The organism is Actinoplanes sp. NPDC051859, assembly GCF_044452725.1.
Taxonomy (GTDB): domain Bacteria; phylum Actinomycetota; class Actinomycetes; order Mycobacteriales; family Micromonosporaceae; genus Actinoplanes.
The window spans coordinates 717,295-739,272 of the sequence record NZ_JBITBX010000001.1 but is presented as its reverse complement, the minus strand read 5'-3'; the positions used below and the strand labels follow the sequence as shown (position 1 = coordinate 739,272).

At 70.6% G+C, this 21,978-nt stretch carries 16 protein-coding genes; 10 read left to right on the top strand and 6 right to left on the bottom strand.

Annotated features, from left to right (window positions below):
- Window positions 1-159 precede the first annotated feature (159 nt).
- Entirely contained in the window at window positions 160-888 is a 729-nt protein-coding gene (locus ACIA1L_RS03365; RefSeq protein ID WP_396070857.1) for a hypothetical protein, read from the bottom strand.
- A 139-nt stretch (window positions 889-1,027) separates the two neighbouring features.
- Here ACIA1L_RS03365 and ACIA1L_RS03360 point away from each other — a divergent pair, with 139 nt between their 5' ends.
- From ACIA1L_RS03360 to ACIA1L_RS03350, 3 genes are all read left to right on the top strand, one after another.
- A complete protein-coding gene (locus tag ACIA1L_RS03360) occupies window positions 1,028-1,861 on the top strand; it encodes a patatin-like phospholipase family protein (RefSeq protein WP_396070856.1) in 834 nt (277 codons plus the stop codon).
- Between the two features lie 91 nt (window positions 1,862-1,952).
- Entirely contained in the window at window positions 1,953-2,474 is a 522-nt protein-coding gene (locus tag ACIA1L_RS03355) for a SigE family RNA polymerase sigma factor (protein WP_396070855.1), read from the top strand.
- Entirely contained in the window at window positions 2,471-3,265 is a 795-nt protein-coding gene (locus ACIA1L_RS03350; protein ID WP_396070854.1) for a hypothetical protein, read from the top strand. The genes ACIA1L_RS03355 and ACIA1L_RS03350 overlap by 4 nt, the downstream gene beginning before the upstream one ends.
- 80 nt (window positions 3,266-3,345) lie before the next feature.
- Here ACIA1L_RS03350 and ACIA1L_RS03345 read toward each other — a convergent pair whose 3' ends face one another.
- Complete coding sequence (locus ACIA1L_RS03345) at window positions 3,346-3,762, bottom strand: hypothetical protein (RefSeq protein ID WP_396070853.1); 417 nt, start codon at window positions 3,760-3,762, stop codon at window positions 3,346-3,348.
- Window positions 3,763-4,004: 242 nt separating this feature from the next.
- Between ACIA1L_RS03345 and ACIA1L_RS03340 the strand changes: the two genes are divergently transcribed.
- Window positions 4,005-4,802, top strand: a complete 798-nt coding sequence (locus ACIA1L_RS03340) for an SGNH/GDSL hydrolase family protein (protein ID WP_396070852.1) — start codon at window positions 4,005-4,007, stop codon at window positions 4,800-4,802.
- Window positions 4,803-4,866: 64 nt separating this feature from the next.
- On the opposite strand, the gene ACIA1L_RS03335 is transcribed toward ACIA1L_RS03340, so the two are convergent.
- A complete protein-coding gene (locus ACIA1L_RS03335; protein WP_396070851.1) occupies window positions 4,867-6,711 on the bottom strand; it encodes a serine/threonine-protein kinase in 1,845 nt (614 codons plus the stop codon).
- A 195-nt stretch (window positions 6,712-6,906) separates the two neighbouring features.
- On the opposite strand from ACIA1L_RS03335, the gene ACIA1L_RS03330 reads away from it, so the two are divergent.
- Both ACIA1L_RS03330 and ACIA1L_RS03325 read left to right on the top strand, forming a co-directional pair.
- The gene (locus tag ACIA1L_RS03330; protein WP_396070850.1) at window positions 6,907-7,818 is read left to right on the top strand and encodes a phosphotransferase; all 912 of its coding nucleotides are present in this window, start codon (window positions 6,907-6,909) and stop codon (window positions 7,816-7,818) included.
- Window positions 7,819-7,899: 81 nt separating this feature from the next.
- Complete coding sequence (locus ACIA1L_RS03325; RefSeq protein WP_396070849.1) at window positions 7,900-9,969, top strand: response regulator; 2,070 nt, start codon at window positions 7,900-7,902, stop codon at window positions 9,967-9,969.
- 2 nt (window positions 9,970-9,971) lie between these two features.
- Here ACIA1L_RS03325 and ACIA1L_RS03320 read toward each other — a convergent pair whose 3' ends face one another.
- From ACIA1L_RS03320 to ACIA1L_RS03310, 3 genes are read right to left on the bottom strand one after another with little or no spacing between them, the layout of a single operon-like run.
- Window positions 9,972-10,910 carry a ribose-phosphate diphosphokinase gene (locus ACIA1L_RS03320; protein ID WP_396070848.1) on the bottom strand — a complete coding sequence of 313 codons (939 nt, stop codon included), beginning with the start codon at window positions 10,908-10,910 and terminating at the stop codon, window positions 9,972-9,974.
- Between the two features lie 30 nt (window positions 10,911-10,940).
- Window positions 10,941-11,402: an OsmC family protein gene (locus ACIA1L_RS03315; RefSeq protein WP_396070847.1), complete on the bottom strand. Its 462-nt coding sequence runs from the start codon at window positions 11,400-11,402 to the stop codon at window positions 10,941-10,943.
- Window positions 11,403-11,405: 3 nt separating this feature from the next.
- Entirely contained in the window at window positions 11,406-12,416 is a 1,011-nt protein-coding gene (locus ACIA1L_RS03310) for a magnesium transporter CorA family protein (protein WP_396070846.1), read from the bottom strand.
- A gap of 76 nt (window positions 12,417-12,492) precedes the next feature.
- Here ACIA1L_RS03310 and ACIA1L_RS03305 point away from each other — a divergent pair, with 76 nt between their 5' ends.
- The 4 genes from ACIA1L_RS03305 (at window position 12,493) to ACIA1L_RS03290 (ending at window position 21,974) form a co-directional block, all read left to right on the top strand.
- Window positions 12,493-13,899 (top strand): multicopper oxidase family protein, encoded by a 1,407-nt coding sequence (locus ACIA1L_RS03305; protein ID WP_396070845.1) that lies wholly within the window; start codon window positions 12,493-12,495, stop codon window positions 13,897-13,899.
- A 121-nt stretch (window positions 13,900-14,020) separates the two neighbouring features.
- Window positions 14,021-14,350: an SDR family oxidoreductase gene (locus tag ACIA1L_RS03300; RefSeq protein ID WP_396070844.1), complete on the top strand. Its 330-nt coding sequence runs from the start codon at window positions 14,021-14,023 to the stop codon at window positions 14,348-14,350.
- A 137-nt stretch (window positions 14,351-14,487) separates the two neighbouring features.
- Entirely contained in the window at window positions 14,488-19,704 is a 5,217-nt protein-coding gene (locus ACIA1L_RS03295; protein ID WP_396070843.1) for a diguanylate cyclase, read from the top strand.
- The gene (locus ACIA1L_RS03290; RefSeq protein WP_396070842.1) at window positions 19,701-21,974 is read left to right on the top strand and encodes a putative bifunctional diguanylate cyclase/phosphodiesterase; all 2,274 of its coding nucleotides are present in this window, start codon (window positions 19,701-19,703) and stop codon (window positions 21,972-21,974) included. The genes ACIA1L_RS03295 and ACIA1L_RS03290 overlap by 4 nt, the downstream gene beginning before the upstream one ends.
- Window positions 21,975-21,978 lie beyond the last annotated feature (4 nt).

Sequence of the window (21,978 nt, the reverse complement as noted above, 5' to 3'; positions counted from 1 at the left end):
GCCGGACTGAACGTTCCATCTGACAGCGCAGAGCTCGAAACGGTGGCCCGGAGCATCAGCTCCGGGCCACCGCCCTGTTCACCACCACGTCAGCAGATCCAGCAACGTTGAACGGCCGGTCGCGGAGGCGACCGGCCGTTCAGAGTTCTCGTGTCTCCGTCAGGAGAGCGACGCCCAGGTCTTGTCGATCTGCGCGACACCGGCCTTCGCGGACGGCTTGCGCTTCAGGTTCACCGTGATGGTGTAGACGCTCTTGCTGGCGCTGGTCCGCCAGCACAGCCACATCGTCGGCCGGACCCGGGCCGGCGCGTCCGGGGTGACCCGGATCTCCTGCGTGCACTCTGAGCTGCCGACCTTCTTACCCGGGCCGGCAACCCAGCTCAGCTCCCGCTGACCGGTCAGATCCGTCCGCGCGGACACCACCTTGATGCTGCCCTTGGCGTCCTGGTGCGAGCCGATCGTCGTCTCGGTCACCTCATCGTCGGTGACGGCCTTCGCCGGCGGGGCAAGCGGCCGTTTGACGCGGTCCTTCTGGTTCTTGAAGGCAGCGCCCTGCACGGCCTGGATCTGTTCCTGGGTCGTCTTGGGCTCCGGAGTCGGCGCCTCCGACGCCGCCGCGGCCGCTGGTGCGGAAGTGGCACCGGTGTCCGGCTGCTGCTCCTGCGCCGGCTGGCCGGAGCCTGGGGCGGGTTGCCTGGCTGAGCCGGCGGAAATCTGCTGGACGGCGGAATTCTTGTCACCGGCCACCTGCGCTGTCACCGCGTACGCGCCTGCGCCCAGCAGGGCCAGGCTGGCCACTCCAGCGATTGCTTGCTTGCGGCGACGGTTGCGGCGTGCGACCACCGAGTCGTAAACGGACGGGTTGTCGTCGTGCACTTCGTTGCGCATGCTCAAAAAATCCTTTGCGGGTCTCGACTGGGTCGCCCCGCGGTCTCGCGGGCGCAGGCCCCGAACCTGCATCGTCGCAAACCCGAACGGACGAATCAGGTCAAATCAAGAAAACGACCGGAGGGTGGATAGTGGGCGGATGACCAAGCGCGCACTCGTCCTGGGCGGAGGCGGCGTCACCGGCGTCGCGTGGGAGATCGGCCTGCTGCACGGCCTGGCCGAGCGAGGCCTCGACCTGACCGCTACCGACCTGGTGATCGGCACCTCCGCCGGCTCAGTGGTGGCCGCCCAGATCACCGACGGCGTCCCGCTCGACGCGCAGTACGCCCGCGAACTCGCCGACACCAGCGGCGACACCAAGGCGAATGTCGGCACGCGGGTCCTGCTCGGCTTCGTCCTCGCGGCACTCTGGCCGGCCGGCCGCGCCCGGGGCCGGGCCTGGCTCGGTCGGGCCGCGCTGCGGGCACCCACCGTGCCAGAGGCTGAACGTCGCGCAGCCATCGCGGCGCGGGTCCGGCGCGATGACTGGCCGACCACCCGGATGCTCGTGCCGGCCGTCGACGCCCGGACCGGCGCGGTCGAGGTCTTCGGCAATGACAGCGGCGTCTCGCTCATCGACGCGGTGGCAGCGAGCTGCGCGGTGCCCCTGGTCTGGCCGCCGATGACAGTGGGTGCGCGACGCTATGTGGACGGCGGTGTCCGTTCCGTCGCCAACGTCGATCTTGCCCACGGGTACGAGCGGGTGGTGGTGATCGCCCCGATCGCCATCGCCGCCCGGCCCAGCGACCGCCCCGCCACCCAGGCCCGTCGGCTCGGCACCGGCGTACGCACGGCCGTGATCAGCCCGAACGCCGCCGCTCGGACGGCGATCGGCCGCAACGCCCTCGATCCGTCCCGCCGGGCCCCCGCCGCCGAATCCGGCCGGGCGCAGGCCGCGGAGGTCGCTGAGCAGGTGCGCAGCGTCTGGACATAGGGGTTCACCATGGCCGGATGCTCCGCGAGAAAGATCATGCGAGATGGCGGCGGTCCGCAACCTTCTCCGGGCTTCGCCCGTCTTTGCTCCCGTGAAGGCAGGCCGAAGAAGTGATGAAGAGTTCGTCGAGTTCGCCCAGGCGAGCTCGGCACGGCTGCAACGCGCCGCATATCTGCTGACCGGCGACCCGCACCAGGCCGAGGAGGCTGCCCAGGCGGCCCTCGTCCGGGTCTACGCGTCGTGGGGCCGGGTTCGCCGCAAAGACCCGTACGCGTACGCCCGTACGGTGCTGGCGAACCTGCTCACCGATCAGTGGCGCCGTCCGTTGCGTGAGTACGCCACCGAGCAGTTGCCGGAGCAGCAGGTGAGCCGGGACGTGGCCGACGACGTCACCCGGCGCCGCTGGCTGATCGCAGCCCTCAAGGTGCTCTCGCCCCGGGAGCGCACGGTCATCGTGATGCGGCACTTCTTCGATATCACCGAGGCGGACGTCGCCAGTGAGCTCAACCTCTCGCTGGGCACGGTCAAGAGCCTCAATTCCCGGGGGCTGGCCAAGCTCCGGGTGTCGATCCCCACTCCCCGCAAGGGCCTGGAAACCGGAGTAGCCCAATGACCCACCTCGATGACCTGAAGGACGCCATGCATTCCCCGCCGGACTTCGAGCCCCGCCCGCTCGACCTTGGCACAGTCCTGGCCGAAGGCGGTCGCCTGCGCCGGCGGCGCCGCATCGCGATGGGAGCCACCTCCGTCGCGACCGCGGCAGTGTTGCTGGCCGGCGGTGGGGCGCTGGCGCATTTCGGCGCCGCCAACCAGTCCGGCCCGTCGACGGCTGCCGCCGGCCCGGGTACGACCTCGTCGTCGGCATTGCCCACGGTTTCGGCGGCACCCGGAGCCCCGGATCCCACCCCGGGCGACTCCGAGCCCGAGCGGGCGGCGGAGGGTGACGTCATCGACACCGGCCTGCGGACCAAGAGCGGCGAGCCAATCCTGCTGTGGTTTGTGGCGATCAAGGATGCGGCGTTGCCGAACACGTCATTCGGCGTGATCGCCGGGCAGCGCACCTCGGCCGGCCGGCTCGAGAGCAAGGTTGCCACGAACGAGTTCGAGGGCTCCGACCGAGCTCCCGGTTTCCACGCGGGGCAGGCAGCAACGGAGACGGGCAACTTCGCAGCCCCGGCCTTCGGTTACTTCGCGGGCAACGACCTGGCCCGGATCACCGCTCTGGCCGACGGAAAGACCACAGTCGAGGCGAAGATCGCACCGTGGAGCAAGGATCCGTCGATCCGGGTCTTCTGGTTCGATCCCGCGAAGGTCAAGGCCGACACCGAACTGTCGAAAGTGGTCGCCTACGACTCCGCCGGCACCGTGCTGAAGGGGAAGGACGCCACCTTCGGCGTCGGCTGAGCGGCACGCTGGAAGACATCGGCCGGTGCGCAGGTCCCGCTGCGCACCGGCTCGAGTGTCCGACGAGGTAGCGACAAGAGTCAGTCGCGGAAGGCGCGGCGCAGTCGTTCCGCCAGGCCGAGCGGGCGGGACGCCGGGCCGCGCGGTGGCGCTGCCGGGCCGCGCGGTGGCACTGCCGGGGCGGGGCTGGCGGCGGCCGGGCGGGAGCGGCCGATCGGCTGGTCGTAGTCGGCGCAGGCGATCGCCTCGATGACCTCAGCCTCGCCGAAGTTCTCCGAGCCCGGAATCGAGGGCACGAACCCCACCAGCACACCGTTGCGCATGATCTGGGCCTCGAGTCCCGCCGTGCCGTCGGTGTCCCAGATCGCCTCGCGGCCGTCCGGCAGCACCACGCGCAGGCCGTACTGAGTGATCCCGGCGTGTGGCAGTTTCACGTGTGCGAAGACGTTGCGTGCCCGGAGTGTCTCGACGACCCGGCGTGCCCTTTCCTCGTCCATGCTGCGACGGTAATCCGCCGAACTGTGGACACGCTGAAGAAGCGCTGTACCGCCGTTGACAATCGCCTACTCTTCGCACATGAAACATCACCACATGACATACATGCAGGTCACATCGATGCATGTTACTGCATTGTAACGGCAATGTCACTGTGTTTCTTTCCGCGAAGCCTTGACTTACTCTTCGGTAACCGAAGCGCTTCGGCCCCCACCATCCATCCCCATGGATCCGGAGGCCCCCGATGAGCAGACGTAACTCCGTCTTCGCCTGCCTCGTCACGTCCGTCCTGCTGACCGTCGCCACCGCCACCCCCGCCGCCGCAGCACCGCCGTCCGAATGGGACTACATCGCCATGGGCGACTCGTACTCCTCGGGCGTCGGCACGTCCGGCCAGAGTGGCAGCTGCCTGCGCAGCCCCAACGCCTACCCCGGGCGGTGGAACACCGCCAACGACCCGGCGTCCTACCGGCTGGTGGCGTGCAGTGGCGCCACCACGAGCTCCCTGCGGTCGAGTCAGCTGTCCGCTCTCACCACCAGCACCGACCTGGTCTCGGTCACGATCGGCGGCAACGACGCCGGATTCGCCTCCACGGTCATCACCTGCACGCTGACCAGCGACAAGGGCTGCGCCGACAAGGTCGCCGAGCAGCTGGAACTGCTCGACGAGATCTCCGCACGGCTCGACACCACCTACGCCGAGATTCGCGCCAAAGCCCCGAACGCCAAGGTGGTCGTGCTCGGCTATCCGCTGCTGTTCGACGTGAACGCCCCGAGCTGCGGCTTCGCCGGCATGAGCATCCCCAAGCGCAAGTCCCTCAACAACGGCGCCACCCAGCTCAACCAGCTCACCGCGGAACGCGTCCGGGCCGCCGGCTTCATCTGGCAAGACGTGACGGACGAGTTCGCCGGTCACGGCATCTGCGGCCCCAGCCCCTGGCTGCACGGACTCACCATCCTGCCGCCGACCGACTCTTTCCACCCCAACACCAACGGCCACAAGTACGGCTACCTCGCCGCACTGAACGCGGCCCTGCGCTAGGGAAAACGGCAACGGCAGTGGTCGTCCGGAAAGGACGGCTGCTGCCGAAGTCTCGGTGGGCTTGTCAGAACGTGAAGTCCCCGCCGCGGGCCGAGCCTGCTTCGACCCGACCGTCACGGGTGAACCGCCACGACATCACCACCTGATAGCGACGGCCCACGGGCGGGCTTACCGTGGCGGCACCGCACTGCTGCGACCGTGCACCCTCGCGGAACACGAGGGAATCACAGGTCTGTGCCCGCAAGGTCCTGCCGTTCGCCAGGTCCCGCAGCTCCACAGTGAGCGCGCCGGTGCCATCCCGCGGAGCCGTCAGACTCGCTGACACCTGGACCTTCTCACCGACCTTGTGGCAAGGCCGCACCGCCATAGCGTTGTCATAGCTGAGCACGTACTGCTGCGCGCACTCCCAGGGGCCGTAGGTCCGCTCGGTGACCGGCTGAGTCACGGTGGGGCTGGTTCGCGGCCGGGTAGGTGCGACGGCCGCCGCCGCGACGGGCAGCTTGCGCGCCTTGCGGCCGGAGTCGTCCGAACGCTGCCGGGCGGCTCGACTCGGCGCCGCACTGCCGACAACGGAGGTCGGCACGGCCGAGGGCAGCACGTCCGTCGGTCCGGCCACGATCACGTCGCCGCCGGGTTCCTCGCCCGCGCGGCCCAGGTGCCAGGCCGTCGTCGCCACCCCGGAGGCGAGCATCGCGGAGCAGACCAGCACGATCATCGCCCACGGTCGGGCCCATCGCCAGCTTGCCGGCTGGTTCCGCCGGCGCGGCACTCGCGGCCGTTTGCCGCCCGCAAGCGACGGATGCGCGCATTCCCCGGCGTGCTCCGGGCCGGCCCCGCCAAGCCCGTCCCGGCCAGGCGTTGCCCCGGACTCTGGCGAAGGCCTCCCACCCGCCGGGCTACCGGAGCGATCCGAGCTGCCGGTGCCGGCCGAACCGCCCGAGTCAGCCAGGTCGCCCGGGCCACCCAAGCTGCTCATGTCGGCGCCATCACGGGATGCTCGGGGGTGCGGCAGCGGGGGCAGGGCGGGGGCGTCCACCCGAGCGGCCACGTCGGCGAGATCGGTGACAAGCTCGGCGGAGGACGGCCGAAGGCGGGGGTCGCGTTCCAGGCAGGCCGCGAGGATGTCCCACAGCAGGTCGGGGATGCCCGCGCGGCGTTCCGGCGCACCCGCCAAGTGCAGCCGCATCAGGTCGGTGACCGTGTCACTGTCGTACGGCGGACGCCCCGAGAGCATTTCGTAGAGCAGCACACCGAGGGCGTACACGTCGGCGGCCGGGGTGGTGGTGGAGCTGTGGAATGCCTCCGGGGCCATGTAGTGCGGGGTGCCGACGACGGCGTGCGTGGTGGTGAGGCCGGGGCTGTGCAGCATGCGGGCGATGCCGAAGTCGGTGAGCCGGATGTCGAGGCGGTCGGCGTCGCGGTGCAGCAGCAGGTTGTCCGGCTTGAGGTCGCGGTGCACGATGCCCAGCCCGTGCGCTTCGGCGAGGGCGGCCGCGATCTGGGCGCCCAGTCGGGCCACTTCGGCGGCGGGCAGGGTGGGCTGCTCGCGGAGGAAGTCCCGCAGGCTGCCGCCCGGCACCAGGTCCATGACCAGGGCGAGGGACTCGCCGACACTGAACAGGTCGCGGACCCGGACGACGTTGCGGTGCCGCAGCATCAGCAGGATCGTGCGCTCCTGAACGAAGCGAGTGACCAGCTTGGGCTGTCGGAGCAGGCTCGCGTGCAGCAGTTTGACGGCTACCGGCGTGCCGGTGGCCCGGTCGACGCCGCGCCACACCGTGCCGGTCGCGCCGTGCCCGATCGGGCGGAGCAGGATGTACGAGCTGCCGACGCACCGTCCGCTCAAGTCGAGGGTCGACGCGCCGTCGGAATCCGCCCGTGCGCCGCTGCTCGTGGGATCCTGGTCCACCTGTGGTCGTGCCCTTTCGCCCGCCGCATCCCGCGACCTCCGATCTGGCCGACCGGAATATTGCCGTTTGTCCGGATCAACGGGCAACCTGCGGCGTCGGAGTTCGCACGTGGGGTAGGTGTGCGCGACCACCCGTCACCGGATCCCGCACCCGTCGTTGCCCGAGATGGAGCCACCTTGAGCTGGGAAAACACCATGACCTTGTGGCCGGAAGCGGCGGATGAGGAGGATTTCGACCTCATCGCCCGCGACGAGGAGGCACTCGGTCCCGGGGTCCGGGCGCTGCTGACCGAGCTCGGCGTGACCGGCGACCCGGTGCGGTACCCCACCGGGTCGCTGCCGGTCTACGCGATCGGTGACACGGTGCTGAAGCTCTTCCCCCCGGTGCACGCCGAGGAACTGCCGGTGGAGGCCGGCGCGCTCACCGCGGTGCACGGGCGGTTGCCCATTCCCACCCCCGCGGTGCACGCGTCGGGCGACTTCGCCGGCTGGGGCTACGTCCTGATGGACCGACTGCCCGGCGAGCCGCTGAGCCGGGTCTGGCCCAGTCTCGGCACGGCTCAGCGGGACCGGGTCGCGGAACAGGTCGGCGAGGCGATGGTGGCGCTGCACGCCGTGCCGCCGCCCGCGATCGACGGCTGGTGGCCCGCAGACTGGGCCGAATTCGTCGACGACCAGGTCGCCGGGTGCGCCGGCCGACACCGCGCGCTCGGGCTCCCGGCCGAATGGGCCGCACAAATTCCCGGCTTCCTGGCATCAACGCCGCTCGGCGGGGAACCCGTGCTGCTGCACACCGAAATCATGGACGAGCATCTGCTGATCCAGGACGGGAGGCTCACCGGGCTGATCGACTTCGAGCCGGCGATGCGTGGCGCCGCCGAGTACGACTTCGTGGGTCCGGCCGTGTTCCTCACCCGGGGCGACGCTCGGAGCTTCGGGCGGCTGCTGCGGGCGTACGGGAAAAAGCCTGACGTTGATCTGCGGCGGCGATTGATGGCCTGGACGTTGCTGCATTACTACAGCAACCTGCCGGGCTATCTGGCGAAGCTGCCGGAGCCCGCAGCGCCGACCTTCGACGCGCTCGCCGAACGCTGGTTCGCGACGTGACGCGTGGGACGAAGCTCGGCCGGACGGTTGCATTCTCCTGAACCGCCCGCACCGCGCGGCAGTTCCGCAGATAGTTGCCACATGGGTGTCATGGCTTATCCCCTCCGGTACGCACTGGCCGACCTGGCGCTGGCACTGAGCCGCGTCGCCGAGAACACGGAAGAGGTGTGCTCGACCGCGGCGCGAGCTGCCGCGGACATGCTGGGCGACGGCGCCGGTGTGCAGCTCCTCGGCGACGAGGGCCGGTACAGCACGCTCACCTACCAGCACGTCGACGACGAGTTGGCCCCGCCGTACGCCCGGATCCTCGACCGGGCCGGCGAGCTGCCCGACGACGACTTCTCCACCAGCCTCGCCGCGAGCCGCCGGCCCATCGTCCTGGCCGGCGAGAACGGCGAGCCGCTCACCGAGCTGCCCCAGCCCCGGCACGAGGCGTACGTCGACACGGGTGAACCGGCTGCCGCGGTGCACGCGGCCGTGCTGTGCCCGGTCATCGTCGACAACACCTTCGCGGGCTACCTGGTGGTGACCCGGTCGACGCCGGGCTCGATCTACTCCCCCGCCGAGGTGGAGCTGGCCCGGGACCTGGCCGGCGAGCTGTCCCTCGCGCTGTCCGGCGCACGGGCGATGGAACGGCTTCGGGCCAGCGAGGAACGCTACCGCCGGGTGCTGGAAACCATCCCCGAGGGCGTGCTGCAGCTCGACGACGACGGGGTCGCCACGTACGCGAACGAGCCCATCGGTGTGGTCCTCGGCATGCCGCGCGCCCAGCTCATCGGGGTGTCACTGCGCGGCTTCCTCGACAAGCACGGGCAGGCTGAGCTGTCCCGCCGGATCACCGAGTGCAAGCAGGGCCGTTCGACGGTCGGCGCCACCAAGCTGCTGCGGGCGGACGGCTCGCAACGCAGCGTACGGATGAGCATGATGCCGTTGGAGGACGAGCACGGCCACCGCACCGGCGTGCTGTGCATGGTCACCGACACCACCGACCACATCGACGCCAAGGGACTCAAGCGCCAGCTGGACCACCTGCGCCGGCTCGACAGCATGGGCCAGCTCATCGGCGGCATCTCACACGACTTCAACAACCTGATGACCGTGGTCGCCGGGTCCGCCGACATGATCGCGACCACGACGGCGGAGGGTTCGCCGCAGCACCAGATGGCCAAGGACATCCTGGACGCGGTCGGCACCGGGCGGACCCTGACGCATCAACTGCTGGCGTTCGGACGTACGGAAGGAAACCGGCCGGAGATCATTCCGATCCCGGACCTGCTCACCGACGTGCAGAGCCTGTTCAGCCGGACGCTGGGCGAGCGGATCGGCCTCGACCTGGCGTTCAGCCCGGACGTGTGGCCGATCCACGCCGAACGCGGGCCGCTGGAGCAGGCGCTGGTCAACCTGGCCGCGAACGCCCGCGACGCGATGCTGCACGGCGGCATGCTGCGGGTCGCCGCCAGCAACGAGGTGGTCGAGCCGGGTCAACTGGCCGAAGGTGCCCCGGCCGGGCGGATCGTGCACCTGGTCGTCCAGGACACCGGCGTGGGCATGAGCGACGAGACCCGCAAGCGGGCACTCGAACCGTTCTTCACCACCCGGCCCACCGCGGCCGGGCTGGGCCTGGCGACCTGCGCGGGCATCGTCCAGGGCATCGGCGGGCACATCGCGCTGGAGTCGCAGCCCCGGATGGGTACGACCGTGCACCTCTACCTGCCCGCCGCGGAGGAACGGCCCGCGCCCGCCGTCGACCGCCGGATCACCCCGGCCGTCATCGGACGGGTGCTGATCGTCGAGGACCAGCCCGAGGTCGCCCAGCTCGTGCAGCGGCTCATCGAACCGGCCGGCTACGAGATCACCGTGGCTACCGACGCGCTGACGGCGGTCACCCAGGTCGCCGCGGGCGCCCACCCGGACCTGCTGATCACCGACGTGGTGATGCCGACGATGACCGGCCCGGAGCTGGCGGCCGCGCTGCGGACCCACCACCCCGACCTGCCGGTGCTCTACATGTCCGGCTACACGGCGGCGTCGTTGGGGCCGCAGCTGACGCTCGACGCCAACAGCATGCTGGTGGAGAAGCCGTTCACCCGCTCCACCCTGCTCGGCGCGATCCTCACCCTCTGCGGCCCCCAGCCGGCCCGGGAAAGCTGACCTCAGGCGAAGAGGGCGCTCACCGACTCGCCGTTGTGGATCCGGCGCATCGCTTCGGCGAGCGCCGGAGCCACCGACAGGACGGTCAGCTTGTCGGTGCGGCTCGCCGCGGGGATCGGCACCGTGTTGGTGCAGACGATCTCCTCGACGTCCTTCTCGTCGGACAACCGCTGCACCGCACTCGACGCGAACAGGCCGTGCGTGCACGCCACCCGGATGCTGCGGGTGTTGCGTTCCCGCAGGCGGCCGAGCAGCTCGAAGACCGTACTGCCCTTGGCGATCTCGTCGTCCAGGATGATCACGTCCCGGTCCGCCACCTCACCGATCACCGAGCTGATCACCACCTTGTCGTCGGCGAACCGCTGCTTGGCGCCCGCCGCCACCTCGATGCCCAGCATCCGGGCGAACGTCGCCGCCTCTTTCGCGTTGCCCAGGTCCGGGGAGACGACGACGGTGTTGCTGAGGTCGTACCCGCGGAAGTGGTTGGCGAGTTCGCGCAGCGCGTGCAGGTGGTCGACGGGGACGCTGAAGAAGCCGTGCACCTGCGGGGAGTGCAGGGTCATGGCGAGGATCCGGTCGGCGCCGGCCTTCTGCAACAGGTCGGCGACCAGGCGGCCGCCGATGGAGATGCGCGGGGCGTCCTTCTTGTCGCTGCGGGCGTACGCGTAATGCGGCAGCACGACGGTGATCCGGGCGGCCGAAGCACCGCGCGCGGCGTCGAGCATGAACAGCAACTCGACCAGGTTCTCCTGGGTCGGCGGCACCAGCGGCTGGATCAGGAACACGTCCCGCTCGCGGCAGTTGCCCTGCAGCTGCACCTCGATGCAGTCGTTGGCGAATCGGGAGGTCTTGGTCGGCATCAGCGGCACACCCAGGTGCTCGCAGATCTCGGCCGCCAATTCGGGATGGGCACTTCCGGTGAACACGGCGATGTCACGCACGCGCCCACCATAAAGGGCAGGCTGCGGACACTAGCGGGTGACCCGTACGGTCGCCCGGACCGTCACCTCCGACCGCAGCGACCGGGCGATGTAGCACTCCTCGTGGGCCTGCTCGACCAGGCGCAGCACCAGCTCCTCGTCGGTGCCCTCGGCGACGTGCACGACCGGGTTCAGCTCGATCAGCTCGATCGACGCTCCTCGCAGGTCCTCGCTGAGGTAGCCGACCGCATCGTCGGTGTAACGCCGCACGTCGACGTGTTTGCGGGCCGCCACCGACAGGAACGACAACAACTGGCACGAGCTGGCTGCCATGACGACAAGCTGTTCCGGGTTCAGCAATGCGGGGTCGCCCCGAAAGTGCGGGTCCGCGCTGAGCTGCAGCGTCGTCTGGGCCGGCGGGGCGGAAGCGGCGTGCGTTCGCGAGTACGCCCGGTAGCCCTCCCCCGTCGAGCCGTCCCACTCCAGCCGGGCTTCGTGCACGAGTCGATCCATGATTCACAGCCAACCCCGTCGCTTCAGGAAGAGCCAGAGGCCACCGGCCGAGATCACAATCAGCATGGTGCTGACGAGGAAACCGGAATGCCGCTCGTAACCCCAGTACGGCACGTTCTGCCCGAAGAACCCGGTGAGTGCGGTCGGCACCGCGATGATGGCGGCCCACGCGGCGAGTTTGCGGGTCACGTCGTTCAGGTCGTTGCTCTGCTCGTTGAGATCCGCCTCCAACAGCCCGTTGATCCGCTCCCGGGCACTGTCGATGGTCTCCGTCGCCCGCCGCGCGTGGTCGTCCACGTCCCGGTAATAGGGGGCGAGCCGGTCGTCGACGAGCTTGCTCTCCAACCGCAACACCTCGGCGATCAGGCCCGGCATCGGCGCCACCGGGCGGCGCAACTCGGCCAGGGCCTTGCGCAGGCCGAAGCCGTACCGGCGGACGGAGCGCGGTGCACCGCCCTCGTCCAACATCGTGTCCTCGGTCTTGTCCATCGCCTCGTCCAGGGTGCGCGCCGCGGCGAATTGCCCGTCCACCACCACGTCCAGCAAGCCATAGACGAGAAAAGCCACCCCGCCGTGCCGGGCCAGGTCCGCGTCCGCATCCCACCGGGCGACCATCCGGGACAGGTCGCTGGCTGATTTGCGTACGGTGATCAGCGCGCGGGCGGTAATGAACGCGCTGATCTCCGCCTTGCGCATGACGGGCGCCGGATCGCCGGTCGCGACGCTGACGTCGTACACGTTCATGAAGAGGTGGCCGGGATAGCGGTCGAGCTTGGGCCGCTGGTGGTCGTGCACGGCGTCCTCGATCGCCAACGGGTGCAGCTCGAACTCCGCGGCGACGGCCTGCAGGTCCGCTTCCTCCGGGTCGAACAGGTCCAACCACAGCACCGCGTCCGGATGCGCTTTCAACAGCCGCGGAATCTCATCGGTGCCGAAGCCCTCGGCCACCACCCCGCCGCCCTCGTAGAGCCGCGTGGTGGTCGGGCAGGCCGGCACAGCCGGAGGTGATGTCACAACAGCCCACTATGCCCCACCGGCGGTTCCGGCTCGCCTCGAGTGGATCTCGAGAGGACCACGTCACCGTCTTTGCATGCCGACCAGACGTACCGTGATGAAAGCCGGCGGCGCCGCCCTCCTGCCCGCCGCGGGATACGGCGTCTCGGCCGCCGCCCGGGCCGCGACGCCGGCGGCCGTCGAGCTGCCCGAGCCGTTCAGTGTGCGCATGCCGATTCCGCGGACGCTGACACCGGTGGCCCGCACCGCCACCACCGACTTCTACGAGATGACCGCCCGCACGACGACCATCTCCGTCTTCCAGGGCACCACCACCGAGGTGTACGGCTACAACGGCGAATTCCCCGGCCCCACCATCCGCGCCCGGGCGGGCCGCCGCGTCGTCATCGCCCAGACCAACCAGCTCACCATGGACACGGCCGTCCACCTGCACGGCGGCCACGTTCCCCCGGCCAGCGACGGCTTCCCCCTCGACGTCATCGCCCCCGGCGCAACCCGCACGTACGAGTATCCGAACCGGCAGCAGGCGACAACGCTGTGGTACCACGACCACGCGCACCACATGGAGTCCGAGCACGTCTACCGCGGCTTGCACGGCTTCTACCTCATCGAGGACCCCCGAGAAGAGGCGCTCGGCCTGCCGTCCGGTGCGTTCGATCTGCCGATCATGCTGCGCGACGCGCGCTTCGCCGAGGACGGCAGCCTGCACTTCGAGCCCGAGGACTTCCAGAACCGCACCACCATTCTGACCAACGGCCGGCCGCAGCCGTACTTCCCGGTGGCGGCCCGGCGCTACCGGCTGCGCCTGGTGAACGGGTCGAACCTGCGCTCGTTCGTCCTGCGGCTCGGCGACGGCGAGGAGATGACTCAGATCGCCACGGACGGCGGGCTATTGGGCGCCCCGGTGCCGACTCGCGAGGTACGCATCAGCCCCGGCGAACGGGTCGAGGTCGTCGTCGACTTCACCGGACGCAGCGGCTCGCAGGTTGTCCTGGCCGACGAGCACGCGGGGGCGGTGCTGCGCTTCGACGTGGGCCGTGCGGTCTACGACGCCAGCCGGGTGCCACCGGTGCTGCGCCCGCTCCCCGCGCTCGCCACGCCGGACGTGGAGCGGAAGATGAGCCTCGGCATCGACCCACAAGACTTCACCTTCAAGATCAACGGCAAGTCCTTCGACCCGAATCGCGTCGACACCACGATCCGGCGCGGAACCACCGAGGTGTGGGAAGTGACCAACTCCGACGCCTTCACCATCCCGCACAACTTCCACCTGCACCTGGTGCAATTCCGCATCCTGAGCCGCAACGGCCAGCCACCCGCACCCTCCGAGGCGGGCTGGAAAGACACGGTGCCGCTCGGGCCGGGCGAGACCGTACGGCTCCAGGCAACGTTCCACGGCCCACCCGGCCGCTACGTCTACCACTGCCACCTGATCGACCACTCGTCCCACGCCATGATGGCGACCATGGAACTCACCGACTAGGCCTGCGTGTCAGCCGGCAGCGAGTTCCAGGTCCCGGGCGGGCATAGGTCATCGGGTTCCCATCCGCCTTCCCCGACCGGCCAGGAGATCGTCATCGGGCTCGACTACTACCGCACTGTTCATGATCGATTCTTCGCGGTTGGTGGTTGTTTCCGGGGGCGGCACGGGGATTGGGCGGGAGATCGCGCGTACGCAGGCGGCTGAGGGTGACCGGGTCGTCGTGCTGGGGCGCCGGGGCGAGCTGTTGCGGGGCGCGCAGGTCGAGATCAACGACGAGCTGGGCGCCGAGCGGGTGTTCCCGGTCGAGGCTGACCTGACCGAGCCCGCGCAGGTCCGGCGGGCCGTGGCGCGGATCGCGGAGCTCGGCGCGGTCGACACGCTGGTCACCAATGCGGGGGCGATCATCACGCTGCCGGCGAGCGACGATCTCGAAGCGTTAACGGCCGCGTAGCGGCGGGATCCGGACGTCAACTGCTCACCGGGCAGATCATCGGGTTGAACGGCGGTGCCGTCCTGGGCCGGTGACCGCAACACCCGAATAACTCAAGGTACGGCCGCCCGTGTCGATGACCTCAGACGGAGGGACAAATGACGGGGCGGTCCGAGATGAGCGAAGCGCGACGTCCGGAGTCAGTCCGGCGGCCCGCAGAGCTGACCGGACTCGACCTCGGGGCGGAGCTGGGTCGTGGCGCGTACACGACCGTCTTCCAGGTGCGCCGGGGAGACGGGCAGTACGCGCTGAAGCGCCCACGCGCCGAAGCCGCCGACCTGCCCGGGACGCTGCTGGCGTTCTCCCGCGAAGCCGCCATGCTCGCCTGCGTCGACCATCCGGGTGTGGTCCGGGCGCACGCCGCTGGCCTGTTCGACGGCGCTCCGGCGCTGGTCACCGAGCTGCTGGACGGCCGGTCGCTGGCCGATCTGCTCACCGATGGACCGCTGCCGCAGGAGCGGGTCGTCCGGCTCGCCGCGGAGCTGGCGCAGGGACTGGCGGCCGCACACCGCACCGGGCTGGTGCACCGCGACATCAAGCCGCACAACGTCATGGTGCCGGCGAACGGGTCGGCGAAACTGATCGACTTCGGCCTGGCACTGCTGGGCCAGGAGCTGGACGCCGCAGACAAGACGGTCGGCACCTTCCTGTACTGCTCGCCCGAACAGTCCGGGATGCTGAAGCGCCCGGTGGACGGCCGCTCCGACCTGTACTCGCTCGGCGTGGTGCTGTTCGAGTGCCTGACCGGGCGGCCGCCGTACGAGGCGAGTGACGTCGGTGAGCTGTTGCGGCTGCACACCACTGCGCCGGTGCCGGAGTTGCGGACGTGGCGTCCCGACATCGACCCGGCGCTGGCCGACGTGGTCACCCGGCTGCTGGCCAAAGACCCGGACGACCGGTACCAGAGCCCGGCGGCGCTGCTCACGGCGCTGCAGGCGATTGCGGGCGGGCCGGAGTCGGTGCCTGTCGCCGACACCTGGCCGCTGTTCGGGCGGGAAGCCGAGAGCAGCGAGCTGACCGAGCGGTGGCTGCGGGCGCAGCAGGGTGCCGGTGGGGCTGCTGTGGTGCGCGGGCCGGCAGGTTCGGGCCGGAGCCGGCTGGCTGCAGAGGTCTCCACGTCCGCTCAAGGACTGGTCCTGCGGGGCCGGTGCACCGAAGGCGAGGCGGTGCCGCTCGGTGGGCTGCGCGCCGCGCTGGAGGAACGTCTCGACGTCGTTGACCGGATGGAACCGGCCGTGCGCGCTGCCGCGTACGAAAGAATCCGCTCTGCCGCCGCGAAGGCGGGACCGGCGCTGATCGCCGGCCTGTCGCCGCGGCTGGACGCGATCCTGGGCGACGTGCCGGCGGCGACCGGCGACAGCCGGGATGACCGGCTGTTCACGGCGGTGGCCGTCTTCCTCAGTGACCTGGCCCGCGCCAACGCGGGGATGCTGCTGGTGCTCGACGACGTGCAGTGGCTCGACGCGGCCAGCCGGGGGGTGCTCGCCGCGCTCGCCCCGGACCTGCCTTCCCTGCCGCTGCTGGTCGTGGTCACCGAACTCGACGGCGCTGCCCACCCGCTCACCGAGCTGGGCCCGGCGTTGGACACCACCGTGCACTGCGCGCCGCTGGACGCTGTCGCAACGGGTGCGCTGATTGCGTCGCGGCTGCCCGGCGCGCGCGTGCCGCAGAGCCTGGTCGCCCACGTTGCCGCGCTGGCCGACGGTTCGCCGCTGGCGCTGGTGGCGTATCTGCTGCAGCTGGTCGACGCGGGTCTGCTGGTGCCGATGTGGGGCGAGTGGCATCTCGACACCGCCGGTGTCGACGGTTTGCCGGTCGCCTCGGATGCCCGTTCGCTGATCGTGACCCGCCTCGAAGGTCTGCCGGACGAGGTCCGAGAGGTGCTGGCCGCGGCGGCCGTCGCCGGCGGCCAGTTCCGGCACGAGGTCCTAACCGACGTCTGCGGCATGCCGGCCGAGACCGTCGCCCGCGCGTTGGACACCGCGGTGAGCCGACGAATCGTGGAAATCCGCCCCGGCGGCCGATACGGCTTCGTGCACGCCGCGCTGCGCGAAGCGCTGCTGACCGACGTGGCCCCCCGCACCCGGCAACGGCTGCATGCCGCGGCCGCGGCGGTTATCGACCAGCTCCCGCCCGCGCTGCAGGAAATCGACCACGACTACGTGCTCGCCCGGCACTACCTACAGGCCGGCGACCAAGCCGAACCGGTGGCCCGCCGACACAGTCTGCTCGCCGCCGGCCGGCGGGCACTGGACGACCAGGCGCCCGCCGACGCGATCGAATATCTGACCGCGATCACGCCGGCCAGCACTGAGGTCCTGCACCCGCTCGCCGTGGCGTACCTGCGCGCCGGACACTTCGTCGAAGCACGCGAGACGCTGCAGCGGGCGCTGGACGGGGAAACCGACCGGCGGCGCCGGGCCGAACTGCGGACCACCCAGGTCGAGCTGCACCACACCACCTGGGCCGACGGACCGGCACTGGCCGCGACCGCCGAGGCACTGCACGAGCTCGGCCACCCGCTGCCCGCCCACAAGGCCGGCAGCCTGCTGTCCACTCTGGCGATCGCCGCCGCCGGCGCTGTCGTCCGCCGGACCGGCATCGGGTACGGCACCGCAAAAGGCCGCCGCCGCGAGGACCTGGCCGCCCTCGCCGCCGTCCTCGACGCCGGTGGGTACGCCGCCGGCATCGGCATGCGCCTGCGCGAAGCCCTGATCTTCGCCCTGCGCGCCCTGTACGCCGTCAACCGCATCGGCCTGTGCCACGAGTACGTCCGGGTGTACGCGCTGATCGGCTACGTGGTCGCGATGCTGCGCCTGCACCGGATCGCGGAGCGCTGCCTGGCCCGGGCCGGCCGGGACGCCGAGACGTTGCGGGACCCGCAGCTGATCGCATACGTGGAATGGATTCTCGGTCTGGCTCGGCTTTTCGCCGGGATCGACGATGGCCGGACGTTCGACACGGCCCTTGCCACCCACGCGCGGTGGTTCCGTCCGGCGCAGATGCTGCCGGGGATGGCAGCCACGTCCATGCGTCTGCTGTTGCGCGGCTACGCCCGCGAAGCGCAGGCGGACTACGAACGTAGCTTGGACCGGCTGGTCGACCCGACCCAGGCTTACGGCACATCGTTCAGCATGCTCGGTGTCATGCTCCCGGCCCAGCAGGGCAAGCCCGCCGAGGCGGCGGAAGCGCTGGCCGCGCTGCGCGAGGCCCTGCCGCCGGGCACAGTGACGCCGGTGCAGCACGCCAACATCGCCACCGCGGCACTGAGCGCGGCGGTGGAGGAAGGCGAGTTCGGCGCCCGGTTCGACGACATCGTCGCCGAATTCGAGGGACTGGGTCTGCGCAAGAACGAGCTGATGACCCAGCTGAAATGGTTCTACGTGTGGCGGGTGCACGGCCGGTTGGCACAGCTGCGGCTCGCCGCCGACGACGAGCGCCCGGCCCGCCTGCTAGCGGTGGAACACGCGCTCAAGGAGCTCGGCCGAGTCGCCAGCACGCAGCTCATGAAGACCGCCCACCGCACCGGTCAAGCCGGGCTGCTGCAACAGCGCGGCGAGTACCGCAAGGCCATGACCCTGCTGGACCGGGTGGAACGGGACGCCCGCGAGCTCGACGCCCCGCTGGTCGGGTTCGAGATCGCCCGCATCCGGGCCCGGGCACTGCGCGGCCTCGGACTGACCGCGGAAGCCGAGCGGCAGGCCCGGGTGGCGAACCTGCTGGCCGCCACGTACGGCTGGGAACACCGGCACCGCCAGGTCCGCGCCGAGTTCGGCATCGACGGTGCCCAGTCCACGCCGATGCGGGTCTACTCCGACCGCAACGCCCACCTGGGCCGCAACCGCCGCCTCGAAGCCCTGCAACAGGTCAGTGCCGCCGGCGCGACGGTCCTCGACCCGCAGCGGCTGGCCCGGGTGGCCCTCGACGAGACGCTGCGCATCCTCGGCGCCGAGCGCGCCCTGCTCTTCCTCGTCGACGAGACCGGCGCCGTCGTGCCGTTCGCCGGCCGCGACGCCGCGGGTGCCGACCTCGACACCGTCACCGGGTACGGCTCCACGCTCGTGCACCGGGTCATCGAAACCGGCGAGGCCCTGGTCGTCGCCGGCACCGAGCAGGGCGCCGCGCTCGGCTCCCAGAGCGTCGTCGTGCACGGTCTGCGCAGCATCATGGTGGCGCCCGTGCAGTTCAAAGGCCGGACGCTCGGCGTCGCCTACCTGGACAGCCGGATGGCCCGCGGCATCTTCACCGAAGACGACGTCGACGTGCTCACCGCCATCACGAGCCACGTGGCCGTGTCGCTCGAGACCGCCCGCGCCGCACAACTCGGCCTCGCCGTGCAGACCGCCCGGCACCAGCAGCGGCTCGCCGAGACGCTGCGGTCCAGCCTCGCCGAGCTCAGCGCCATCCTGGACCCGCTGCAGGTGCTGCACCACCTGTTCGCCACGCTGCACACCCACGTCGGCGGCTGGGCCGGTGGACTGCTGCTCGCCGGTGACTCCGGTCTGGACGTCGTGTCGGTGGCCGGCACCGCCGACCCCGCCCTGCACGGTTCCTGGCTCGCGGACGGCGTCGACCCGATGCTGGCCGCGGCCCGCGCCGCGGCCACGCCGGTGCTCCTGCCGGCCAGCCCCGAACTGCGCGAGCGGCTGCTCGGCAACGCGGAGTTCGCGCTGGCCGTGCCCCTGGTCACCACCGATGGCCTGGTCGGGGTGGTGCTGCTGGGCGGCGCAGGATTCGACGACACCGCCCGCGAGGTTGCGGCCGCGCTGGCCAGTCAGGGCATGAGCGCGTACGCCAACGCCCGCCTCTTCGCCCGGGTGCAGGAACTGGCAACCACCGACGAACTGACCGGTGTCAACAACCGCCGGCACTTCTACTCGCTGGCCGGTGCACTGCTCAACGTCGCGGCCCGCCACGACCACGACCTGGCCGCCGTGATGCTCGACATCGACAAATTCAAGGCAGTCAACGACACGTACGGGCACGGCGTCGGCGACGACGTCATCCGCGAGGTCGCCCGCCGGATAGCGGCGAGCATCCGCTCCTCCGACGTGCTCGGCCGGTACGGCGGCGAGGAGTTCGCAGTGATCCTGCCGGAACTTGAGGAAGACGGGCCGAACCTGGCGGAGCGCATCCGACAGGCGGTAGCGGCCACGCCGATCCCGACCCGCGGAGGTCCACTCCCGGTGACGGTCAGCGTCGGTATCACCCACCTGCATCCCGGCGATGACGGTCTGGACCAGGTTCTCGCGCGCGCCGACCACGCGCTGTACCAAGCCAAGCAGGGCGGCCGCAACCGGGTGGAGCAGGCATGACGACCATGACGTTCGAACCGGGGCGCAGCGTAGCCGCCTTCGTGGAGGCCATCTCCGGCACCTCCGACGTCGTCTCCGCAGCAGTGGCCGCGGCAGACAGCTTGTCGGCGGCACTCGCCGCAGACACCGTCGCGATCCTGCAGGACACCGCGGTGGTGGCAGTCCGCGGCGCCCTCGATCCGAAGCTGTCGCTGCCCCGGCTGCCCAGCTCCGGCGCCGCATGCGAGACGGTTGGTGCGCGCTCCGTGCTCACGGTGGCAATCGGCCGGCACTCGGGGCGGCGGCTGGTCGCCGTACGCGACAACGGTGTGCCCTTTGTGGACGCCGAGGCCGACCTGGCGACCGGCCTCAGCGCCGCCCTGGCCCTGCAGTTGGCCGCCCTCGACCACCTTGCGGAGCAGCGTCGGTATGCCGGCGGTGACGCCGAAGCCGCCGCCCAGGACGCCCGCAACGGGCGGATGCTGCTCGAGCAACTCGCCGTGGTGCAGCGCGCAGTGGCCCGACGCGCGCCGCTCAACGAAATCTTCGACGCGATCACCGCCGGCGCCCGCTTCCTGCTCGGCGACGCCATCTCCGCGCTGGCGATGCGCGAGATCGACAACCCCGACATGCTGCACCTCGCCTCGACCTGCGGCTTCCCCGACGAGGTCCGGCACCGGCTGTGGCGGGCGCCGCTCGACTCGGCCGGCGTGACCGGCAGCGCGATCCGGCGCGAAGAAATCGCCGTCTTCGCGGGCCGCACGGACGCCACCGAGGCGATGAGCGACGGCATCGAGGCCGGCGTCCAGGCCGCCATGGCGGCCCCCGTCCGCCACCACGACAAGGTGGTCGGTGCCCTGTTCGTGGCCTCCCGCTGCCCGAACCGGGTCTACGGACCGGCCGACCAGGCCGTGCTGACCGCGTTCGCCGAACACGTCGGCGTCGCCATCGAGGCGGCCCGCGCCGTCGACGGGCTTTACCAGGCTTTCCACGACCCGCTCACCGGGCTGGCCAGCTCGGCGTTGTTCCGCAACCGGCTGATGCACACCCTCGCGCTGGCCGCCCGCGAACAGAGCCGCGTCGCGGTCGTCCTGTTCAACCTGCACCGTTTCAAGACCGTCAACGACACGTTCGGCCACGCCGCCGGCGACCTCCTGCTGACCGGCGTCGCCGAGCGGCTGGCCGCCGGGCTGCGCGCCACCGACACGCTGGCCCGGTTCGGCGCGGACGAATTCGCGATCCTGCTCGCCGGCGTGGAGCAGGCCGAGCCGGCCATGGAGGTCACCGAGCGGCTGCTGGCCTCGCTGCGCCGGCCGTTCTGGATCGGCGGCCGGGAAGTCACCATCGACTCCACCGCCGGCATCGCCTTCAGCGCGCTCGGCGAACGGGACGCGGACGCCCTGCTGCAAGGCGCGGACCTCGCCCTGACCGCGGCCAAACAGGACGGTCCCGGCCGGATCGAAATGTTCGAGCCCAGCATGAAAATCGTCCGCGCCCGCCGGGCCGGCCTGGAACTGGACCTGCGGCACGCCGTCGAACGCGACCAGTTGCTGCTGCACTACCAACCGATCGTCGACCTCACCGACGGCCGGGTCACCGGCTGCGAGGCGCTGGTCCGCTGGGCGCACCCCGAGCGCGGCACGGTGTCACCGCTCGACTTCATCTCACTCGCCGAAGAAACCGGCTACATCGTCTCGGTCGGCTCCTGGGTGCTGCACGAAGCCTGCCGCCAGGCCGCCGCCTGGAACAAATCCCTGCCCGGCACCGACCTGCACATCACGGTCAACCTGTCGGCTCGGCAGATCCGCCGACCCGACCTGCCCGACCTGGTGGCGAGCGTCCTGCGGCAGACCGGGCTGGCGCCCGAACTGCTGACCCTGGAAATCACCGAGTCGGTGCTCGTCCACGACGTCGACGCCACCGTGCACCAGCTCCACAAGCTCAAGGGGCTGGGCGTCAAACTCGCCATCGACGACTTCGGTACGGGCTACTCGTCGCTGGCGTACCTGCGCCGGTTCCCGGTGGACATCCTGAAGATCGACAAAATGTTCGTGGACGACATCGGCATCGAAACCCCCGGCGCCTCCCTCACCCCGGCCATCGTCGGACTCGGCCGCACCCTCGGCCTGGTCACCGTCGCCGAAGGCATCGAAGACGCCAGCCAGTGGCAGCCACTCCTCGACAGCGGCTGCGACCAGGGCCAGGGCTACTACTTCGCCCGCCCGCAACCGGCCAGCGAGGTGGAGAAGCTGCTCTTCGACGCGTACGGGAGCCGCTTGGTGGTGCCGTAAGGCG

Bases quoted from the DNA above. Each gene is read 5' to 3' on its own strand.
- ACIA1L_RS03365 (WP_396070857.1), bottom strand. From the start codon at position 888: ATGCGCAACGAAGTGCACGACGACAACCCGTCCGTTTACGACTCGGTG.
- ACIA1L_RS03360 (WP_396070856.1), top strand. From the start codon at position 1,028: ATGACCAAGCGCGCACTCGTCCTGGGCGGAGGCGGCGTCACCGGCGTC.
- ACIA1L_RS03350 (WP_396070854.1), top strand. From the start codon at position 2,471: ATGACCCACCTCGATGACCTGAAGGACGCCATGCATTCCCCGCCGGAC.
- ACIA1L_RS03345 (WP_396070853.1), bottom strand. From the start codon at position 3,762: ATGGACGAGGAAAGGGCACGCCGGGTCGTCGAGACACTCCGGGCACGC.
- ACIA1L_RS03340 (WP_396070852.1), top strand. From the start codon at position 4,005: ATGAGCAGACGTAACTCCGTCTTCGCCTGCCTCGTCACGTCCGTCCTG.
- ACIA1L_RS03330 (WP_396070850.1), top strand. From the start codon at position 6,907: ATGACCTTGTGGCCGGAAGCGGCGGATGAGGAGGATTTCGACCTCATC.
- ACIA1L_RS03325 (WP_396070849.1), top strand. From the start codon at position 7,900: ATGGGTGTCATGGCTTATCCCCTCCGGTACGCACTGGCCGACCTGGCG.
- ACIA1L_RS03315 (WP_396070847.1), bottom strand. From the start codon at position 11,402: ATGGATCGACTCGTGCACGAAGCCCGGCTGGAGTGGGACGGCTCGACG.
- ACIA1L_RS03305 (WP_396070845.1), top strand. From the start codon at position 12,493: ATGCCGACCAGACGTACCGTGATGAAAGCCGGCGGCGCCGCCCTCCTG.
- ACIA1L_RS03300 (WP_396070844.1), top strand. From the start codon at position 14,021: ATGATCGATTCTTCGCGGTTGGTGGTTGTTTCCGGGGGCGGCACGGGG.
- ACIA1L_RS03295 (WP_396070843.1), top strand. From the start codon at position 14,488: ATGACGGGGCGGTCCGAGATGAGCGAAGCGCGACGTCCGGAGTCAGTC.
- ACIA1L_RS03290 (WP_396070842.1), top strand. From the start codon at position 19,701: ATGACGACCATGACGTTCGAACCGGGGCGCAGCGTAGCCGCCTTCGTG.